Source organism: Hymenobacter cellulosivorans, from assembly GCF_022919135.1.
GTDB classification, from domain to species: Bacteria; Bacteroidota; Bacteroidia; order Cytophagales; family Hymenobacteraceae; genus Hymenobacter; species Hymenobacter cellulosivorans.
In genome coordinates, this window is the sequence record NZ_CP095049.1 from 4,794,451 (window position 1) to 4,814,411 (window position 19,961).

Annotated in this window: 17 protein-coding genes; 3 read left to right on the forward strand and 14 right to left on the reverse strand. The window is 60.2% G+C overall.

Annotation, left to right across the window (positions count from 1 at the left end):
* Nucleotides 1-22: 22 nt before the first annotated feature.
* The 12 genes from fbp to kduD form a co-directional block, all read right to left on the reverse strand.
* Nucleotides 23-1,057: a class 1 fructose-bisphosphatase gene (gene fbp, locus MUN80_RS20300; RefSeq protein WP_244715752.1), complete on the reverse strand. Its 1,035-nt coding sequence runs from the start codon at nucleotides 1,055-1,057 to the stop codon at nucleotides 23-25.
* Between the two features lie 288 nt (nucleotides 1,058-1,345).
* On the reverse strand, nucleotides 1,346-1,822 hold the full coding sequence (locus tag MUN80_RS20305; RefSeq protein ID WP_244715754.1) for a nuclear transport factor 2 family protein: 477 nt from the start codon (nucleotides 1,820-1,822) through the stop codon (nucleotides 1,346-1,348).
* A gap of 21 nt (nucleotides 1,823-1,843) precedes the next feature.
* A complete protein-coding gene (locus MUN80_RS20310; RefSeq protein WP_244724924.1) occupies nucleotides 1,844-3,202 on the reverse strand; it encodes an MFS transporter in 1,359 nt (452 codons plus the stop codon).
* Complete coding sequence (locus MUN80_RS20315) at nucleotides 3,202-3,858, reverse strand: beta/alpha barrel domain-containing protein (protein ID WP_244715756.1); 657 nt, start codon at nucleotides 3,856-3,858, stop codon at nucleotides 3,202-3,204. The genes MUN80_RS20310 and MUN80_RS20315 overlap by 1 nt, the downstream gene beginning before the upstream one ends.
* Nucleotides 3,859-3,972: 114 nt before the next feature.
* The gene (locus tag MUN80_RS20320; protein ID WP_244715758.1) at nucleotides 3,973-4,983 is read right to left on the reverse strand and encodes a sugar kinase; all 1,011 of its coding nucleotides are present in this window, start codon (nucleotides 4,981-4,983) and stop codon (nucleotides 3,973-3,975) included.
* 66 nt (nucleotides 4,984-5,049) lie between these two features.
* Entirely contained in the window at nucleotides 5,050-6,501 is a 1,452-nt protein-coding gene (uxaC, locus tag MUN80_RS20325; protein ID WP_244715760.1) for a glucuronate isomerase, read from the reverse strand.
* 189 nt (nucleotides 6,502-6,690) lie between these two features.
* The gene (locus MUN80_RS20330; protein WP_244715762.1) at nucleotides 6,691-8,346 is read right to left on the reverse strand and encodes a UxaA family hydrolase; all 1,656 of its coding nucleotides are present in this window, start codon (nucleotides 8,344-8,346) and stop codon (nucleotides 6,691-6,693) included.
* Complete coding sequence (locus MUN80_RS20335) at nucleotides 8,343-9,869, reverse strand: tagaturonate reductase (RefSeq protein ID WP_244715764.1); 1,527 nt, start codon at nucleotides 9,867-9,869, stop codon at nucleotides 8,343-8,345. Before MUN80_RS20335 ends, MUN80_RS20330 begins: the two co-directional genes overlap by 4 nt.
* Before the next feature lie 11 nt (nucleotides 9,870-9,880).
* A complete protein-coding gene (pelA, locus tag MUN80_RS20340; RefSeq protein ID WP_244715766.1) occupies nucleotides 9,881-11,908 on the reverse strand; it encodes a pectate lyase in 2,028 nt (675 codons plus the stop codon).
* 75 nt (nucleotides 11,909-11,983) lie between these two features.
* Nucleotides 11,984-12,334 (reverse strand): cupin domain-containing protein, encoded by a 351-nt coding sequence (locus MUN80_RS20345; RefSeq protein WP_244715768.1) that lies wholly within the window; start codon nucleotides 12,332-12,334, stop codon nucleotides 11,984-11,986.
* A gap of 29 nt (nucleotides 12,335-12,363) precedes the next feature.
* The gene (gene kduI, locus MUN80_RS20350; protein ID WP_244715770.1) at nucleotides 12,364-13,194 is read right to left on the reverse strand and encodes a 5-dehydro-4-deoxy-D-glucuronate isomerase; all 831 of its coding nucleotides are present in this window, start codon (nucleotides 13,192-13,194) and stop codon (nucleotides 12,364-12,366) included.
* 93 nt (nucleotides 13,195-13,287) lie between these two features.
* Nucleotides 13,288-14,058 carry a 2-dehydro-3-deoxy-D-gluconate 5-dehydrogenase KduD gene (gene kduD, locus MUN80_RS20355; RefSeq protein ID WP_244715772.1) on the reverse strand — a complete coding sequence of 257 codons (771 nt, stop codon included), beginning with the start codon at nucleotides 14,056-14,058 and terminating at the stop codon, nucleotides 13,288-13,290.
* 276 nt (nucleotides 14,059-14,334) lie between these two features.
* Between kduD and MUN80_RS20360 the strand changes: the two genes are divergently transcribed.
* From MUN80_RS20360 to MUN80_RS20370, 3 genes are all read left to right on the forward strand, one after another.
* Nucleotides 14,335-15,357 (forward strand): LacI family DNA-binding transcriptional regulator, encoded by a 1,023-nt coding sequence (locus MUN80_RS20360; protein WP_244715774.1) that lies wholly within the window; start codon nucleotides 14,335-14,337, stop codon nucleotides 15,355-15,357.
* A gap of 226 nt (nucleotides 15,358-15,583) precedes the next feature.
* On the forward strand, nucleotides 15,584-16,990 hold the full coding sequence (locus MUN80_RS20365; protein WP_244715776.1) for a pectate lyase family protein: 1,407 nt from the start codon (nucleotides 15,584-15,586) through the stop codon (nucleotides 16,988-16,990).
* A gap of 3 nt (nucleotides 16,991-16,993) precedes the next feature.
* Nucleotides 16,994-17,296: a T9SS type A sorting domain-containing protein gene (locus MUN80_RS20370; RefSeq protein ID WP_244715778.1), complete on the forward strand. Its 303-nt coding sequence runs from the start codon at nucleotides 16,994-16,996 to the stop codon at nucleotides 17,294-17,296.
* A 64-nt stretch (nucleotides 17,297-17,360) separates the two neighbouring features.
* Here MUN80_RS20370 and MUN80_RS20375 read toward each other — a convergent pair whose 3' ends face one another.
* Complete coding sequence (locus MUN80_RS20375) at nucleotides 17,361-18,545, reverse strand: MFS transporter (protein WP_244715780.1); 1,185 nt, start codon at nucleotides 18,543-18,545, stop codon at nucleotides 17,361-17,363.
* Between the two features lie 160 nt (nucleotides 18,546-18,705).
* A complete protein-coding gene (locus tag MUN80_RS20380; protein WP_244715782.1) occupies nucleotides 18,706-19,743 on the reverse strand; it encodes a T9SS type A sorting domain-containing protein in 1,038 nt (345 codons plus the stop codon).
* Between the last annotated feature and the right edge of the window lie 218 nt (nucleotides 19,744-19,961).

The following is a 19,961-nucleotide window of genomic DNA, read 5'->3' on the forward strand; positions in this document are numbered from 1 at the left end:
TAAGAAAGTTGTTTGGTTTTACTTAGGCAACCTTGGCCGTAGCCGGGCCCTGCTCCTGCTCCATGCAGGCCACTAGGTCATCGACCATGCTGGACGAGCCGATAAAGAGCGGGGCGCGCTGGTGGTAGTCGGTGGGCACGATGTCCAGGACGGCCTCAGTCCCGGCCAAGGCCTTGCCCCCAGCTTGCTCAATAAGGAAAGCCAGCGGGTAGCCTTCATAGAGCAGGCGCAGCTTGCCGTTGAGGTTTTTGGCCGTGGGCGGGTACAGATAAATGCCGCCCTTGAACAGGTTACGGTGGTAGTCGGCCACCAAGGAGCCGATGTAGCGGCCAGAGTAGCGGCGCTCCTTGCACTCGGTCAGGTAGCAGCGCACCCACTCGGGGTAGTCGAGCCAGTTGCCTTCGTTGCAGGAAAAGGTGGTGCCCTGCTCGGGGATTTTCACCCCGTCGTGGGAAAGGAAAAACTCGCCCAGTGAATTTTCATACGTGAAGCAGGCCACGCCGTGCCCGGTGCTATACACAAGCATGGTGCTGGAGCCGTAGAGAATGTAGCCGGCGGCCACCTGCTTGCGCCCGCCCTGCAGGAAGTCTTCCCGGGTGGCCTTGGTGCCCATCGGCGAGACGCGGCGGTAAATGCTGAAAATGGTGCCGATGCTGACGTTGACATCGATGTTGGAGGAGCCGTCCAGGGGGTCCATGGCCACCACGTAGCGGCCCTGGTCGTTGCCGGTGTGGATGATTTCGTCGTCCTCCTCAGAGAGAATAGCGCAGGCCTCGCCCCCGTTTTTCAGGGCCCGGATAAAGCGGATGTTGGCTACCACGTCGAGCTTCTGCTGCTGCTCGCCCTGCACGTTCTGGGCGCCGTAGTTGCCGGTAATGTCCATCAGGCCGGCCCGGTTGATTTCCCGGTTCACGATTTTGGCGGCCAAGGCAATGTCGCGCAGCAGCTGGCTCAGCTCCCCGGTAGCAAAGGGAAACTCAGCCTGTTTGCGCATGATATAACGGTCCAGCGTGGTCCCGACGGGGCTGGCAAGTGTGTTTTCGTTAGGAGCACTCATGGGTGAGGTCAGAAAGTGGGCGAGTAAGATTAGGGCAATAGGCTAGCGTACCGCCTTTTTGCGGGCGGTGTGAAACTGGCAGAAACTTGTTTTTGGGAGCAGGAAGCGGGTTTCGGACACGAAGCACGGCCAAAGCTAGCCATACTAATCTGCTTGGTGTGGAAACGTTTGCACAAGCCAGGTTTTACCTGACACGGGTCGGCATTCCTTGTGGTTACGAAGTAGGGGCTCCTGCCCCACCCTGGTTTGACCCTGCCACAGCGAAGTCAAACCAGGGCTGCAGGGGCATTAGCTTTTGGCTTCGGGCTGCTTCTGGCTTTGCCAGAGCACAACCTGCCAGCCTTTCTTGGCGTCTTTCACCTGCACCACCACGTATTTGAGGTGGGCAATGTTGGGCGTACCGTCGGGCTTATTGGGCTGGTAGATGGTGATGGTGCCATTGACCACGGCGGCTTTACCGTCATTGTAGGCGCGCACGTTCAGGGCTTCCACGTCAATCTTGTCGTAGACGCTCTTGCCGTCCCGAATGGACTGGATGTAGTCGGTTTTGCCGTTCTGCTTGCCGTTGGAGTGGGTATACACCAGGTCGTCGGCAAAGGCCTTTTCCAAAAAGGCGTAGTCCTTTTTCACCTGAGCCTCGAAGCGCTGCCGCTCCAGGGCTTCCACTTCTTTGGCAGCGGCCATATCTTTCTTATTGGTCGAAGTTTGGGCAAAAGCCGCCACGCCGAGTACGAGCAGCAGGGCAAACGTGAGGAGTCGTTTCATGGGGTTGGAGGAGCTAACGGACTAAGCTTCGAGGTCAATTTTCTTCATGCGGGGCGCCAGGAAGTGCATCAGCACCCAGGCCAGCAGGTAGGCCGCGCCACAAATCCAGAACATGATGAAGTAGGCCTTATCGAGCTGGCCAATGCTTTCATAGTGCACGAACATGCGCTTCTGCACCAGGGCTGTGAGGGCAATGCCGCCCAACCCACCGGCCATGCCACCAATCCCGGTTACGGAGGCTACGGCCCGCTTGGGGAACATATCCGAGACGGTAGTGAAGATGTTGGCGCTCCAGGCCTGGTGAGCAGCGGCGGCAATGCCGATTACCAGCACGGCCAGCCACATATCTACTTGCCCAAGCTTCTGGGCAAATACAATCGGGAACACGCACAGGGCAATGAGCAGCATCGAGGTCTTGCGGGCCTTGAATGCCGGCCAGCCGTTCTTGATGAAGTTCAGCGGAATCCAGCCGCCCCCGATGCTGCCCACGCTCGACAGAATGTACACCACCGCCACGGGCAACGACACGGCCGTGCCTTTCAAACCATACTGCTTGTTGAGGAAGTCGGGCAACCAGAACAGGTAAAACCACCAGATCGGGTCGGTCAGGAACTTGCCCAGTACGAAGGCCCAGGTCTGGCGAAAGGTCAGCAGCTTAAACCAGGATACTTTCGGCTCGGTTTCGATGGAGGCTGCGGCCAAATCATCGACGTCGGAGTGGATGTAGTCGAATTCGGCTTTGGTTAGCTTGGCGTGGCGGGCCGGCACTTCGTAGAGGGCAAACCACAGCACCAGCCACACGAACCCGAAGGCGCCGGTGATAATAAAAGCCCATTTCCAGCCAATGGATTCGGCAATCAGCGGCACCGACAGGGGGGCAATAATGGCCCCCACGTTGGAGCCGGAGTTGAAAATACCGGTAGCCAGGGCCCGTTCCTTCTGCGGAAACCATTCGGCCGTGGTTTTGATGGCGGCGGGAAAGTTGCCGGCCTCCGTGACGCCCAGAAACGCCCGCGCCACGCTAAAACCCAGCGTGCTGCTCACAAAGGCGTGGCCAATAGCGGCCAGACTCCATAGAAAGGTCGACAGCGCGTAGCCCATCTTGGTGCCGAGCTTGTCGATAACCCGGCCCACACCCAGCATCCCGAGCGAATACGCCAGCTTAAAGGCAATTTCGATGTTGGCGTAATCGCCCGAGTTCCACTTGAACTCAACTTCCAAATACGGCTTGAGCAGGGAAATTACCGCCCGGTCGAGGTAGTTGACCGTGGTGGCAAAGAAGACCAGCGAGCAGATGGTCCAGCGGTATTTACCGATGGTGGAGTTTTCCAGCAAGGGTGAGTTGGGCGCGGCTGGGGGGATAACCGGAGCTGTTTGCATCACGAGGCGCGAGAGGTGAGAAATTGCATGAGCGGCGCAATACGCGGCGCGATGACGGCCACGTCATCGGCACCTTTAAAAAGCTGGGAGCCAATCCCAACCACATTTACGCCGGCCCCAAACCATTCGGTGAGGCTGGCCTCGGTGGGCTCTACCCCGCCGGTTACCATGAGCTTCACGCCCGGCATGGGCCCGCGCAGACTCTTAATAAAATCAGGGCCCAGCACGTTGCCGGGGAAGATCTTGACCAAGCCCGCGCCCAACTGCGTGGCATTATAGACCTCGGTCAGCGTCATGGCGCCGGGCACCCAGGCTACATCGTGACGGCGGCAGGCCTCGGCCACGTCGGTAGTCATAATGGGCTGCACCACGAAGTCGGCGCCGGCGCTGATGAACTGCTCGGCCTGGGCGGCGGTGTAGATGGTGCCGATGCCCAAAAGCATTTCCGGCAGATGCTCCCGCACGAAGCGCTGCAGCTGAGCGAACACCTCGAAGGCATTGGCGCCGCGGTTCGTGAATTCAAAGACGCGGACGCCACCTTCGTAGCAGGCCTGCACCACACCTTGGGCATAGGCCGCGTCGGCATGGAAAAAGACCGGTACCAAAGGTGCCTGCAGCACGCGCTCCAGCACTTCCGCAGAAGAGTATTGGGACATTGTTTAGTTGTTAGTTGTTGGTTGTCAATTGGTAGTTATCGATTTTCAGTTATTGGTTGTATAAGCAGGGCGCCCTAACAACTGACAACGAACAATCCACAACTAAAAACCAACTTACCGGAGCAGGCGCCCCGAGGTATTGCCTTTCACGACTTCGTCGACTTCGGCCTTGGTAGCCAGGTTGAAGTCGCCGTGAATGGTGTGCTTGAGGGCGGAAGAAGCCACCCCGAAGGTCAGGGCCTGCTGCTGGTCGTTGGTGGTGAGGGAGCCGTAGATGAAGCCCGCAATGAAGGCGTCGCCGCCACCGATACGGTCCACGATGGGCACGATGTCGTAGCTGGGGCTTTCCACGAAGTTTTGGCCGTCGTAAAGAATGCCTTTGAGCTGGTTGTGGGAAGCACTCAGGGTTTCGCGCCGGGTCGTGATGACCTGCTTCACGGTGGGAAAGCGGGCAATCAGTTGCTCGGCCATCGAAGTAAAGCTATGTTGGGCACCTTCTTGCGGTACAATGCCGAATAAATCCTCGGAATCGTTTTCGGAAGCCACGATGACGTCGCAGCCTTCGACCAGCCCAGGCATTACGTCTTGAGCTTTCTGGCCGTACTGCCACAGGTTGCGGCGGTAGTTCACGTCGCCTGAGACGGTGATGCCGAGGCGGCGGGCCGTTTGGATGGCGTCTTTGCAAGCCTGGGCCGCCGAGGCCGAAATGGCAGGTGTGATGCCCGTCCAGTGAAACCAGCTGGCATCTTTCAGGATTTCCTCCCAGTTGAAATCCTCGGGCCGCAGGTTGGCAAAGGCCGAGTCGAACCGGTCGTAAACCACCTTGCTGGGCCGCATCGAGGCGCCTACTTCCAGAAAGTACAAGCCCAGCCGCTCGCCGTGAAACACGGTGTGTTCCATATTCACGCCGTAGCGCTGAAAGTGCTGGGTAGCGGCCTGGCCCAGCTCGTTGGCCGGAAAGCAGGTGACGTGAGCCGCGGGCATGCCCAGCTGGGTCAATGACGCGGCCACGTTGGCTTCGCCACCGCCGTACGTGGCCTCGAAGGTGGCGGTTTGGGTTAAGCGGTAGTTCAGCGGCGGCGAGAGCCGCAACATGATTTCGCCGAACGTTACTACCTGCTTCATCTAGGGGTCGTTGAGAGTAGAGGATTAGGAAAGAGCGGGCCAACCGGTCGGCGGGCCCGCCGCAAGCTAGGCTTTCTCGGCTACACCGGCAGCTTCTACCGGCTCAGCCTGCTTGGCAAAGCCGAAGTAGCCCTGGGCGTTGTGGAAGCAGATATTTTGCACCATCGTGCCTACCAGCTCCAGGTCATCGGGCAGCTCACCGTTTTCCACGTCGTTGCCCAGGATGTTGCACAGAATGCGGCGGAAATACTCGTGGCGCGGATACGAAAGGAAGGAGCGCGAATCGGTGAGCATGCCCACGAAGCGGCTCAAGAGGCCCAGGTTCGACAGGGCGTTGATTTGCCGCTCCATGCCGTCTTTCTGGTCCAGGAACCACCAGCCCGAGCCGAACTGCAGCTTACCTGGCACGGTGCCGTCCTGGAAGTTGCCAATCATGGTGGCAAACAGCTCGTTATCGGCCGGATTCAGGTTGTAGAGAATGGTCTTAGCCAGCTTGTCCTGGGTGTCGAGCCGGTCCAGGAACTTGCTCATGGCCTGGCCCTGCGAGAAGTCGCCGATAGAGTCCCAGCCCGTGTCGGGGCCGAGCTGGCGCAGCTGGCGGGCGTTGTTGTTGCGCAAGGCGCCTACGTGATATTGCTGGGTCCAGCCCTTTTCCCAGTCGAGCTCCGCCAGGAATACCAGCATGGCCGACTTGAACTGCAGGATTTCGCTTTGCTCCAACGTTTCGCCGCCACGCACTTTGCCGAAGATGCGGCTGATGTCGGCGTCGGTGTAGTCGGCGGCGTATATCTGCTCCAGGCCGTGGTCCGACAAGCGGCAGCCCAGGGCGGCAAAGTAGTCGTGGCGCACGCGCAGGGCCGTGAGCAGATCCTGGTAGCTCAGGATTTCCACGGCCGCCGAAGCACCCAGTTTGTCTAGGTAGGCGTTGTAGCCCGCGGGGTCTTCCGGCGACATGGCCTTATCGGCGCGGAACGTAGGCAGCACCTGCACGTTGAAGTCCGAGGCGGCCAGGGCGCGGTGGTGCTCCAGGGCATCCGACGGGTCGTCGGTGGTGCACAGGGTCTGCACATTCATCTTGCGCAGCAGGTTGCGCACCGAGTACTCCGGGGTGCGCAGCAGGGCCGAGCAGTGGTCGTAGATGCGGCGGGCCGACTCCTTGTTGAGCAGCTCCGTGACGCCGAAGTAGCGCTGCAGCTCCAGGTGGGTCCAGTGGTAGAGCGGGTTGCGCAGGGTGTAGGGCACAGTTTCGGCCCACTTCTCAAACTTTTCCCAGTCCGACGCGTCGCCGGTGATGTAGCGCTCATCGATGCCGTTGGTGCGCATGGCCCGCCACTTGTAATGGTCGCCATAGAGCCAGATTTGCGTCAGGTTCTCAAACTGCTTGTCGTTGGCAATCTGGTCGGGCAGCAGGTGGTTGTGGTAGTCGATGATAGGCTGCGGGGCCGCAAACTGGTGGTACAGGGTGCGGGCCGTTTCGGTCTGCAGCAGGAAATCCGCGTCGAGGAAAGGCTTTTTCATAATCACAGGGCCGGGTGGGAAGTCGGCTTATAAGAGTGTGGTCGGGTTACAAAGGCAAAGAAAAGCTCCGGGGGTAGAGGCGCGTCCTGAACTCTCCTGGTAGTCAGTGGTTGTTCGTTGTGAGTTGTCAGTTGTTAGGATCAGACACCAGCCCTACCTAACAACTGACAACTCACAACGAACAACTATCTACAAAGAAACGCCGCGTTTCCAGGGAATGAAGTCGGTTTGGCCGTGGCGCACGGCGGCTACTTCCTCGCCGCTGGCGACGCGGATGACGTAGTCCAGAATCCGTTCCCCGGCCTGCTCGATGGTTTCTTCCCCGTCGATAACCGTTCCGGTGTTGATGTCGATAATATCGGGCATGCGGTTGGCCAGGGCCGTGTTGCTCGAAATCTTTACCACGGGCGCAATCGGGTTGCCGGTGGGCGTGCCCAGGCCAGTGGTAAAGAGTACGATGTTGGCCCCCGACCCTACCTCAGCGGTGGTCGACTCCACGTCGTTGCCGGGCGTGCAGAGCAGGTTCAGGCCGGGCTTGGTCACCAATTCGGGGTAATCCAGCACGGCTACTACCGGCGAAGAACCGCCCTTGCGCGCCGCCCCGGCCGATTTCATGGCGTCGGTAATCAGACCGTCGCGGATGTTGCCCGGCGAGGGGTTCATGTCGAAGCCCGAGCCCACAGCTACCGCCGATTCGCCGTAGGCCTTCATCAGGGAGCTAAACCGCTCGGCCGTCGGCTGGTCTACCGAGCGGTCCACCAGTTCCTGCTCTACGCCGCAAAGCTCGGGGAACTCAGCCAGGATAACCGAGCCACCGAGGGCGACCAGCATATCCGACACGTGCCCCACGGCGGGGTTGGCCGAAATGCCGGAGAAGCCATCCGAGCCGCCGCACTCCAGGCCAATGGTCAGCTTGCTCAGGGGAGCGGGCTGGCGGTGCTGGGCGTTGGCCTGCATGAGGCCGGCGAAGGTCTGGCGCAGCGCGGTGCTAATCAGGGCCTCTTCGGTCCCAATTTTCTGCTGCTCCAGAATGTAGAGCGGCTTGTAGAACTGGGGGCTGCGCTTGTTGATTTCGTCCTGCAGCATGCTCACCTGCGCGTTCTGGCACCCCAGGCTCAGGACCGTCGCGCCGGCCACGTTGGGGTGGGTGATGTAGCCGGCCAGCAGGCCGCAGAGCGTCTGGGCATCCTGGCGGATTCCGCCGCAGCCGCCTTCGTGCTGCAAAAACCGCACGCCATCCACGTTGGGAAACAGGCGGGGCTTCTGGCGGCTGGTTTCGGCCGAGTGCAGGTCGGTAGCCAGGATTTCCTCCACCGTTTTGCCAGCCTGCATCAGCGAAATCAGCTCCTGGGTCTGGGGCTGGTAGCTTTTCTTGCGGCCGTAGCCCAAATCATCTACCAGGGCCGCTTCGAGCACCTGGATGTTGCGGTTTTCGCAGAATACCAGCGGAATGACCAGCCAATAGTTGGCCGTACCTACGCGGCCGTCGGCGCGGTGGAAGCCCATGAAGGTGCGCTCCTGCCACTTCGAAACGTCGGGCACGGGCCAGTTCAGGCGGTGCATGCCGGTGTTCTGGTCGAAGGAGTCGGTGGCGTGCTGAATGTTGGAGGTGGTGAGTAGGCCGCCGAGGGGAATGTACTCCCGCACTTTGCCCACCAGCACGCCGTACATGTGCACCAGGTCGCCGGGCTCGAAAGCCTGGGGCGCTACTTTATGCTTGGCCGGAATGGCCTGGGTAGTCGTAATCATGCCGTCCTTCCACGGCACGGGCGTACCAATGGGCAGGTCCGTGAGGGCTACCAGGACGTTATCGTGCGGGTGAATCTGGGCTACTAAATGCTTCATGAGGCAAGGGAAACCTTTTGGGTGAAATAGCTGGCCAGCGTAGCCGGGGCGCCGTCCTGCAGCAGCTTGTGCAGGTACTTCTCGACGCGGGCCGCAAAGCCGGGCAGTTGGGTCAGATCATGGCCCCAGAGGGTTTTATTACGCAATACGGTCCCGATTAATTCCGCCGGCTGCTGGTGCTGCCAGAGGTCGGCGAAGTAGCTGGCCTTCTCGTCCTGAATCGGGTAAGCTTGCCCGTTGGCCTCGCCGTACCACGCGTCGCCGCGCTGCTGGGTGCCACGCATAAAGAGCAGGTAAGCCGCAAAACCCAGGGCCATGTAGTCGGGCACCACGGCCAGCTTCTTGTAGTAATGCAGCAGCGTGGGCACGTTGCGCATCTGAATTTTCATGGTGTAGTTGAGCGTAATGCCCAGCCAGCGGTGCTCGATGTAGGGGTTGCGGAACCGGTCCAGGACCTGCATACCGAAGCGCTGCCCTACTTTTTCATCCACGCTGTAGGGAATACCGGGCAGCAGATCGGCCAGCATCAGGTTCTGGATAAAGCCGGCCATGGCCGCGTCGTCCATAGCCCCGCGCACGGTGTCGAAGCCGGCCAGGAAGGCCAGGCCGCAGCTGAGCGTGTGCGTGCCGTTGAGCAGGCGCAGCTTCAGTTCGCGGAACAAGTCGATGTTGGGCTGCACGATGACGCCCGCATCAGCCTGCTCAAACGAGAGGACCGATTTCACGTGCGCGTCGCCCTCAATAGCCCAGAGCAAGTAGGCTTCCGACATCGTAAGCAAGTCGTCGGAGTAGCCCAGCTCAGCTTCCAAAGCAGCTTGCGTGGCCGCGTCGGGGCGACCGGGCACGATACGGTCAACGAGGGAGTTGCAGAACGAATTGGCCGATTCCAGCCACTCGATGAACTCGGCGTCGAGGCCGTTGAGGTGGGCCAGTTCCAGCACGATGCTTTCCAGCTTCGAGCCGTTGTTGGGAATCAATTCGGTGGGCACAATCACCAAACCCTTATCCGAAGCCCCGGCAAATGCCTGATACCGGGCGTAGAGCACGGCCAGCAGTTTGCCGGGAAACGACTGGGGCGGGCTTTGCTTGATAGACTCCGAAACCAGTTGAATACCGACCTCAGTGGTATTGGAAATGACCACCGTCAGCTCGGGGTTGCGGGCTACTTCCAGCACCTGCTCCCACTGGCTTTTGGCCGACAACACCCGGCTGATGGCCGAGCAGACCACGTTTTCTTCCACGGTCTGCCCATCGGCAATGCCGCGGATGCTGAGCGTGTAGAGCCCGTCCTGCCGGTCGAAAGCCGTAGCGTCGCCGCCGTCGGTCGACTTGACCACCACGATGCGGCCGTTGAATACACCCTGGCGGTTGGCTTTGTCGATGAGGTAGTCGGGCAGGCCGCGCAGCAGCACGCCGGTGCCGAACTGCAGCACCTTTTCGGGTAAGGTAAAGTGTGCTGCCTCGGGCATGGCTACCGCCAATGACGAGAGGGCTAATGCTGCTTGTTTGGATAGGTTGGCCATAATTCCGAGCCTTAAATTTTGCTTCCTTCTTTCTTCTCCCACTTCTGCTGCCACTTCGGATAGTCCTTGGTCAACAGTTTTTGCGGCCAGGTGCTGGCGTACACGTAGCCCGTCCGGCGCTCATTCTCAATTTCGCTCAGCTGGCTGCGCTTCTGCCCGTCGCGGCCCACGTAAATCGGCTTGTTGGTTTCCAGGTCGTAGAACCGGGCCCAGAGCACACTGCCGACCTCAGGCACGATTACCCGGTCTTTGCCCTTGGGCTGGGTCGGGTCGGCAATATCCTTGAGGGCGAAGCCTTCCATTTTCACGGCCTGAAACCAGGCTACGGCGGCGGCAATAGACTTCTTTACTTCCGGTGAAGGGTTATCCAGGGTCAGCAAAAACTCAACGATGCCCACGCTTTCAGCCCCGCTGAGCGAGGCCAGCTCAAAGGCCCGGGCCTTCACCGGCAGCAGGGTTTTCCGGTCGTGCTGGGCGCACCACACGGTGAGCTTGCCGTTCTGCACGTACTGGGTTTTGAGAATGCAGCTCACGCCCTTGTCCACGGCCAGCTTGGCCGCCGGGGCCAGCGTTGGGTCCAGAGCGGCATAGTCGCCCTGCTTTTCGGCCACGGCCTTGAGCAGGTTCAGCACCCGCACCATGGCGTTGTCGTTGTAGGTAATCTGGGCGCGGTAGCCGCTGCTGTCGGGGTAGAACTGGGGAAACCCGCCGTTTTTGTGCTGCATCTTGAGCAGGTAGCGGATGCCCTTCTCAGCCCCGGCGCGGTAGGCGGCGTTGCCCGTGGCTTTGTAAGCTTTGGCCAGGTACTCAATTTCCCGGGTCGTGGCATTGTTGTCGATGGTGGCGTCCTTGCGGTTGGCGTCGGCCAGGGTAGCGGCTTTGAGAGCAGCACTCAGCGGGGCTTTGTAGTCCACCTTCTTTTCCTTCACGGCCTTGGGCCAGCCGCCGATGCTGCGCTGGTAGACCAGCATTTTCTCGGCCGTAGTGTCAGTGGCTTCGGCCAGCAGCCCGCCCATTTTCAGGTTGTGCGAGGAAGTAGCCGACGAGTTACCAAACTGCTTCCACCGCTCCCCAAATGTCCAGGCGGCATCAATCTGCCGGGCCTTGGGGGCGTTTTCGGCCGTGTTCAGGTTGTCGCGGTGCCAGGCGTAGTCGCCGCCCTGGCGGTGGCAGCCGGAGTAGTACACCCGGCGCCCCCACTGCGGCGTACCCTTGCCCGACTGCGCAGCGTAGATATCCGCATCGGCCATGTTCTTGGGAAACTGACAGTCAATCAGGTAGAACTGCGACTCGGTGTGGTAACGGCCCAGTTTGAAGTTGTCGTCGCCCTCAAAGGTGCAGTTCTTGAGCACCGTTTTGGCGTCTTTGCTGCCCGAGCCGTCGTGCCAGATGGCGGCATTCATATTGTGGCAGATAAAGCGGCAGTTCTCGGCAAAGGCCCAGCCGCGCGGACAATAAAAGTCCACGCTGCCTTCCATGGTGCAATCCTTGAAGTAGTACACGCCGGCCTCAGCATCCCAGGGGCTCACCGTGTCGTTGCCCAGCGTGCGGAAAGTGCAGTTCTTCACCGTCAGCCGGGTCGTGCCCTTGCCGGTGTAGAGTGCCATCTGGTGGTCGGTCTTCTTGATGATCTTCTTACCCGTGGGGTCCGAGGGGCAGTCGATGGTGACGGAGCCAGTAGCTTCGGCCCCGTAGGTGTTCATCACCGTGAGCTTTTCGAGCGTGATGTCGGGACTGTTGCGCAGGCTGAGCGTGGCAATAGTCCAGTCGTTGGCGGTGGCCGGGTCGCAGCGGAAGATGGCGTTGGCCTGGGAAATGGTGATGACCACGCTCTTTTCCGACTCGCCCTGCAGGGTAATGTGGTCCTTACCGTCGATAAAGACCTTTTCCTTATAGGTACCTTTTTTGATGCGAATCACCCGTTGCTGGGTGGCGCTGGCGGGCAGGCTGTTGACGGCGGCCTGAATGGTCGGGAAGTCGCCCGAGCCATCCAGAGCCACCGTCAAATGCTGTGCGTAGGCCGAGGAAACCTCTCCCAAAATTGCCCCTGCCAGCACAAGCATTGCCTTCAAATACCCTTTCATTCGTTCTTTCTTCAATTCGCCTTTGCAGGTCTACACAAAATCTTCCCGCATTGGCGAAAAGGCATCCAGCAGCACGCCGGCCTCCAGGCAGACCACGCCATGCCACACGTCGGAGGGCACGTAAAACGCGTCGCCGGCCCGGAGCACCTGCTTTTCCTCGCCCAACGTCACTTCAAACACTCCGCTCTGGATGTAGCTCTGCTGCACGTGCACGTGGTGGTGCAGGGCCCCTACCCCGCCGGTTTCGAAGGTCACTTTCACCAGCATCATCTGCGCGTCGTAGGAAATAATGCGGCGGCGCATGCCGGGCCCGACATCGGTCCAGACGGCATCCTGCTCTGTGATGAAGCTGGCCGGAATTTCCTTGGTGGCAGTGCTCATGAGTGGGAAGGTTTGCGGTTAAAAACTAATTAGCGAAGCTGGTCCAGGGGCACGGCGTCCATATCGGTGTACTCGCGGTTTTCGCCGGCCATACCCCAGATGAAAGCGTAGTTGGAACTGCCGCAACCGGTGTGAATCGACCACGGCGGCGAGAGAATGGCCTGCTCGTTGCTCACCCACAAGGGGCGGGTTTCGTTGGGCTCCCCCATCATGTGCAGCACGCGCTGACCGGCGGGCATATTGAAATAGAGGTAAGCCTCCATGCGCCGGTCGTGGGTGTGCGAAGGCATCGTGTTCCATACCGAGCCGGTTTTGAGCTGAGTCAGGCCCATTACCAACTGGCAGCTCTGAATGCCTTCCGAATAGATGTACTTGTAAATCGTGCGCTGATTGGCCGTTTCTACCGCGCCCATTTCCACCGGCGTAGCTTCGGCCTGGGTCTTAAGCGTGGTCGGGTGCTGGGCGTGAGCCGGGGCCGACAGGATATAATAGCGGGCCGGCTCATCGGCCGAATTGCTCAAAAACTGCACGTCCTGTGAGCCTTTGCCCACATAAAGGCAGTCTTGGTTGCCAAGCTCGTAGGTCGTGCCATCCACGGTGACCTGGCCGGCACCACCCACGTTAAGAATGCCCAGCTCCCGGCGTTCCAGGAAGTAGTCGGCCTTCAGGTTAGGCGGGCAGGGCAAGGTCAGGGGCTTATCAGTCGGCACGGCGCCGCCCACAATCATCCGGTCGTAGTGCGTGTAGACCAGGGTGATATCATCAGCCACAAACAGGCGTTCAATCAGGAAATTCTCCCGGAGTTCGGTCGTATTCATGCCCGCAGTTTCGCGGGGGCTGATGGCAAAGCGTTGGGTCATCGGTGAATGAGTAAATGAGTGAATGAGTGAAGTGTGGTGCTTGAACGAATCAGGAGGCGAAACTCACTCATTCACTCATTCACCATTTCACTTTTATCGGCCCATCCAGCCGCCGTCGACGGTGAGAATGGTACCGTGGATGTAGTTGGCGGCTTCTGAGGCCAGGAAAACCGTAGGGCCTTTGAAGTCGTCGGGGGTGCCCCAGCGGCCGGCCGGAATGCGGGCCAGAATGCTCTGACTCCGGTCCGGGTCGTTGCGCAGGGCTTCGGTATTGTCGGTGGCAATGTAGCCGGGGGCAATGGCGTTGACGTTGACGCCGCGGCCGGCCCACTCGTTGGCCAAGGCTTTTACCAGGCTGCCGATGGCACCTTTGCTGGCTGCATAGCCCGGCACGTTGATACCGCCCTGGAAAGTCAGCAGCGAAGCCGTGAAGATGATTTTGCCCGAGCCCTGCTCCAGCATCCGCCCCCCAATGGCGCGGGCCAGGCGGAAAGGCGCATCCAGATTAATATGGAGTACCTCGTCCCACAGGTCGTCGCCATGCTCGGCGGCGGGGGCGCGCTTGATGGTGCCGGCGTTATTGATCAGGATGTCGATGCGGGGAAAGTCCTGCTGCACCTTCTCGATAAAGGCATCGACGGCGGTGCGGCTGCTGAAGTCGGCCTGGTAGGCGTGAAAGCGGCGGCCCAGAGCCTGTACTTTCTGCTCGGTTTCGGAGCCGCTCAAGGCCAGCGTGGCCGACACGCCGATGATGTCGGCGCCGGCTTCGGCCAGGCCCAGGGCCATAGCCTGCCCGATACCCCGATTGCAGCCCGTAACGATGGCAAGTTTACCGGTAAGGCTGAAGGAAGGGGCCGTATGCATAGGGCGAGGGGTTTCGTAACTTTTTAGAGAATGGTAATTGGTTTTGGGCACTATCTGCCCAGAAACTGGTTTGATAAGTTTACACGACAGCACAGGCAAAAGGAAGAATAGCACAATGTTTATTTGTGCAAACGTTATCGGGAACGTTGCCGATAGCGCATTTTGCGGAAGGCTGAAACCCGGATGAGGAAAAATTCGGAATAGAACTCTACTTTAGGCCCCGAAACCGCTGCTCTTCCCTCCTTTCTACTAATTGCACTTTAACAAGCCCACCTCTTGGATAACGTTACCATAAAGGATATTGCCAAGGCCCTGAACCTGTCCACTTCCACAGTGTCGCGGGCCCTGCGCGGGAGCTATGAGATTAACGCTGAGACCAAACGGCTGGTCATGGAATACGCCGAGCGGCTTAACTACCGGCCCAACCCGATTGCGCTCAGCTTAAAGGAAAACCGCAGCCGTGCCATCGGCGTCATCGTTCCGCAGATTGCCAACTACTTCTTTTCCCAGGCCATCAACGGCATCGAGGCCATTGCTTACAACCGCGGCTACCACGTCATCATCTTCCAGACCCACGAATCCTACGAGCGGGAAGTGGTAAACATGCAGCAGGCCGTGTCGCGAAGGGTGGATGGGCTGCTAATTTCACTTTCCAGCGAAACGTCCGACGTGACCCACCTGCGCGAGCTACAGGACCAGGGCATGCCAGTCGTATTGTTCGACCGGGTTTCGTCGGAGCTGAATGCTACCCAGGTTGTGGCCGATAATTTTAAGGGTGCCTTCGAAGCCACCGAGCACCTGATCTGGTCGGGGCGGCGGCGCATTGCCCACCTCACCATTCCACCGTTCTTGTCGATTACCCAGGAGCGCCTGGCCGGCTACCGCGCCGCCCTGGAAAAGCACGGCATTCCCTACGACGAAAACCTGATTCGCTACGGCACCTTCGGCCCCGATGAAGTAGGCCCAATGGTGGATGAGCTGCTGGCCCTGGAGCCCCGTCCCGATGCCTTCTTCACCGCCAGCGACCGGCTCGCGGCCGGCTGCCTGGGTGCCCTGCAGAAGCGCAACCTGCGCATTCCCGAGGATATTGCCCTGATTGGCTTCACCAACATGACCGTGGCCGAGCTGTTGTCTCCGCCGATGAGCACGGTGGTCCAGCCGGCCCAGGAAATCGGGCAGGTGGCCGTCGAGCGCCTTATTGAGCTGATTGAGCGTAAGCAAAAAGCCGCCCCGCCAAGCGTCATCAAGATTCCGACGACGCTTATTGCCCGCGACTCGACCCGCACGGTGGTGGGCTGAGCACCCCAAGCACTTCGCCCTGGTAGGAGCTTGTAAAACGGCGCCCCGGCTTGGCCGGGGCGCCGTTTCTGGTTTAGACCCTTACTAGCCTAATGACCAAATTAAGCAACTGTCTTTGAGAACGTTCCCGGCAACGTTTGCACAAATAAAGGCCGGGATAGTACCGCATAGAACGGGGAATTTACGGTAGACTACCTCTCCTACTTTCCACCCTAACCTGTTTTCTATGCGCGTACTCCGTACTCCCCCTTCCTTGTTACGACCCACTACTGCGCTGGCAGCCTTGCTGCTCGCGGCCACGGCGGGCCTTGCCCAGCAAGTACCGGCCTTTCCCGGGGCCGAAGGCTTTGGCCGCAACGCCACCGGCGGCCGGGGCGGACAGGTAGTCGAAGTTACCAACCTGAACGACTCGGGGCCGGGCAGCTTCCGGCAGGCTTTCAACGAGTTTCTGGGTCAGCCCATTACCATCGTGTTCCGGGTGGGCGGCACGATTGAGTTGAACACGCCGCTGCGGCCTTCGCGCTCCAACGTCACCATTGCGGGCCAGACCGCGCCCGGCGACGGAATTTGCCTGAAAAAGCATACGTTCAAGATTTTCGGCAACAACATCATCGTGCGCTATATCCGCTCCCGGCCGGGCGACGCCTCGGGCTCCAACAGCCCGGCGGTGTACGGCATCAACATGGAGAACTGCAAGAACTTCATCGTGGACCACTGCTCCTTTAGCTGGGCCATTGAGGAAGTGGCCACGTTTTACGACAACAAGAATTCGACCGTGCAGTGGTGCCTGCTCAGCGAGAGCCTCAACTCGTCGTACAATTCCAAGGGCGACCACGGCTATGGCGGCGTCTGGGGTGGGCAGTACGCCTCTTACCACCACAACCTGATTGCCCACCACCACAGCCGTGCCATTCGCTTCAACGGGGCCCGCGCCCACGACACGACGGCCGTGGTCGATTACCGCAACAACGTTATCTACAACTGGGGCAACAGCAATGCGGCCTACGGTAACGAAATTGAAATCAACGGCGGCTCGGCCCAGCTGAATCTGGTAAACAACTACTACAAAGCCGGGCCCGCCACGCCCGCCAGCCGGGCGGCCAACATCTTCGAAATAACCGAGGCCTACAATGCGGCCACCCCCAATAAACCGGTGGGCATGGTGTACGCCAACGGCAACCACGTGACGGCCAACGCCGCCGTGACGGCCGACAACTGGGCCGGCGGGCTACGGGTGAAATACTACCCGGCGACTACTCTGAGCCAGTTCCGGCAAGCCGCTCCTACCACCGGCATAGCGCCAATTACCACCCAAACGGCTACCGAGGCCTACGCGTCGGTGCTGGCCGGTGCCGGGGCTACCCTGCCCCGCCGCGACGCCGTGGACAGCCGCGTGGTCAATGAAACTGCTACTGGCACGGCCACCGGCGGCAGTCCCGAGGGCAGCGCCACCTACGGCCCGGGCCAGGGCATTATCGACTCGCAGAGCGCCGTAGGTGGCTGGCCGGTATACAACACAGCCGCCGCCCCCGCTGACACCGACCACGACGGCATGCCCGACGCCTGGGAAACGGCCCGGGGCCTGAACCCCACTGATGCCGCAGACCGCAACACCCTGGCCAGCAGCGGCTAAACCATGCTCGAAACCTACATCAACGGCCTGGCAGCCACCATAACGGCTACGCAGTCGGCGGCCAGCCTGCAACTGGCCGTGTACCCCAACCCGGCCCGCGAAGAGTTGCTGGTAGTACACCCCACTGCCAGCCGGACAGCCCGCTTCGAGGTGTACAATTTCGCCGGGCAGCGGGTAGCGTCTTTTACTGGCGCAGCCGGCCAGCACCAGACGCTGCTGCCGTTGCGCCAATTGGCCGCTGGCACTTACCTGGTGCGCTACTCCGACGGCCCTCAGCAGCTCACGGCCAAAATCGTTAAGCAGTAGACCAGACTCTTTGTTGCTTGTACCAAAAACGCCCGGCTCGGCCGGGCGTTTTTGGCGTTAGGGGTTACTCTTCCAGCCGCGACACCAACAGCACGACGAATATTCCCAGCAGGGCCATCAGGGCAAACGACCAGCGTAAATCAGCGGCGGAGGCTATAAAGCCCACCACCGGAGGCACAATCAGGAAGCCAATGTAGCCCACCGTGGACACGCCCGCAATGGCCGCGCCCGAGCTCAACTGGCTGGACCGTCCCACCATGCTGAACACCATTGGGACCACGCAGGACACCCCCAGCCCCACCAGGGCAAAACCCAGGCCGGCGGTAAGCGGCAAGGGCAGCAGGGCCGCCAGCACTAGCCCCGCCGTCATCAGCAGGCCGCTCAGGCGCAGCAGGGGCTTGACGCCGTAGCGGTTTACGAGCCAGTCGCCGAGGAAGCGGCCGGTGGTCATGGCCACCATGTAAGTGGCAAAGCCAGCAGCCACCCAGTTTTTAGGCGCGTGCACGGCCTTGTCGAAATACACCCCGCTCCAGTCGTACATCGTGCCCTCGCAGGCCATAGACGCAAAGCAGATCAGGCCAAACTTGAGCAGGTGCTTGTCGGGCAGGGCAAACCGCGGCTTGGCAGGCTGCCCCTCGGCGGGCGGGGCCGGCGGTAGGTCGAGGCTGCGCGGGAAGAAAGCAAAGGCCAGGCCGGTGAGCACCAGGCCGACGGCCACGAAATGGTAGCCGGGGGCAATGTTGAGGCTGATCAGCCCCGCTCCTACGGCCGCTGCGGCAAAGCCAGCCACGCTCCAAACGCCGTGAAAGGTAGCAATGATGGAGCGACTGTAGAGGGCCTGCACCCCCACCGACTGCGCGTTCATCGAGATATTGAGCAAGTTGCGGGAGCAGCCAAAGCAGAAAAGCAGCCCAACCAGCTGCCAGGTCTGGCCCGCGAAGCCCAGCAGGCCCAGGGCAGCATTGTAGAGCACGGCCCCGATGAGCATGATTTGCCGGCTGCTGAAGCGCTGTAGCAAATAACCCGTTACGGGTAGGGTAAGGAGCAGGCCAGTGGGCAGGGCCAGCAGCACCCCACCGAGCTCGGCTTCATTGAGGCCCAGATGCTGCTGAATGGTCGGAATGCGGGAAGCCCAGGTGGCATAGCCGAAGCCCGAAACCAGGAAAAATACGGCAATGGCCAGGCGCGCCGAGGCCGGACCTAAAGCCGCTGCTTCGGCAGGCGGAGCTATTTTTTGCGAAACACTCATACTCGAAACTTCTGCACACTTCCCGCCGGGCTGGCTGTAGAATCAGGACATACCAACCCAGATTTTGCGCCAGCACAATGATTATAAGACCTATACAAAACAAAACGACGCCCGGGGTAGACCGGGCGTCGCGCATTGAACGGCTAAAACCGTGGGGTAGTTACTGCTTCACCACTTTGGAAGTGATGCGCTGCTGACCGTCGTTGTACTCTACCATGTAGATACCGGCCGTCAGGGTTGACAGGCGCACTTCCGTGGCCGTCGAGTTGGGCTGGGCAGCAAACGAGGCTACTTTCTGGCCGTTCGACGCATACACGGCTACCGTGGCGCCTTTAGCAGCAGCAGGGTGAGCCACGGCCAGCATGTCCTGGGCGGGGTTCGGGTACACGTTCAGGCTCTGCTTGGCTACGGCCTGCTTGCTAGCCAGAGCGGGCTGGGTGCTCTTCAACGTCACGTTGCGCAGCAATACATAGCGACCTACGCTGCTGCTACCTACGCCGAAGTACAGGCGTACGGTGATAGTCTGGCCGGCAGCCAGTGTAACGCCCGAGCCAGAGGTCATGGCAAAGCGGAAAGAGCTGGGCACACCGCCCGTAGCGTACTGGGGCAACACGGCACCGGCGGAAGAAATACCGCTGGTGTTGTTGCCGAAAGAGCCATTAGCTGTGGCAGGCAGCACCCCGCCGGGCGACGTAACGGTGGAGTTGCTGATAGCCGGGCCTTTGCCAGCCACGATGCTAGTGGAGTCGTTGACGAAGTTGCTCAGCGAATACATAACCACCACCTTGCCGGCAGCCGAGCTGACAACGGAAGCATCCAGAAGCACCGAGTCGAGGCGGGTAGCAGCCGTAGCCGTAGCCTGAAACTGCTGGTAGAACGTGCGACGGGGGTTAGCACCGGGGCCGGGAGGCGTATTGTTAGAGCTCCAGCCGCCGCCGTTAGCCAGTACGGCAAAAGCCTGACCCAAACCAGGCGTGTAGGGCGCGTATGCCGTGCCACCAGTCGGCACCTGCCCGTCGGAAATAACCAACCGCTTGAAGGTTGAAGGAGCGCCGGTGAGGCCGGAGCGCACGGCTGCGTTGTCCTGGTTGTTGGCCTCCAGGTTCCACCGTACGAAACCAGGCGTTTGAGCCATAGCCTGTCCGGACACGAATAAGGCAGCCGAAAGAGTAAGGCCAGCGAGTAGATTTTTCTTCATAACGAAGGAGAACTGTTTGTGGGAATTGAATGGTTAACGAGCCGAGCTTGCCGAAGGCAGAAGGGCTGGTAATGCTTTTCCAAGTTTCACTATTCGAAGCTAAATGGGAAGCAGCGGCAGGTTTTAATTTGCGCAAACGTTACCGGGAACGTTCCCAGCTGTTAACGCTACCGGTAACGTTTGCGGCGAGGGCCGATAAAAGCAGGAAAAAGATGCTT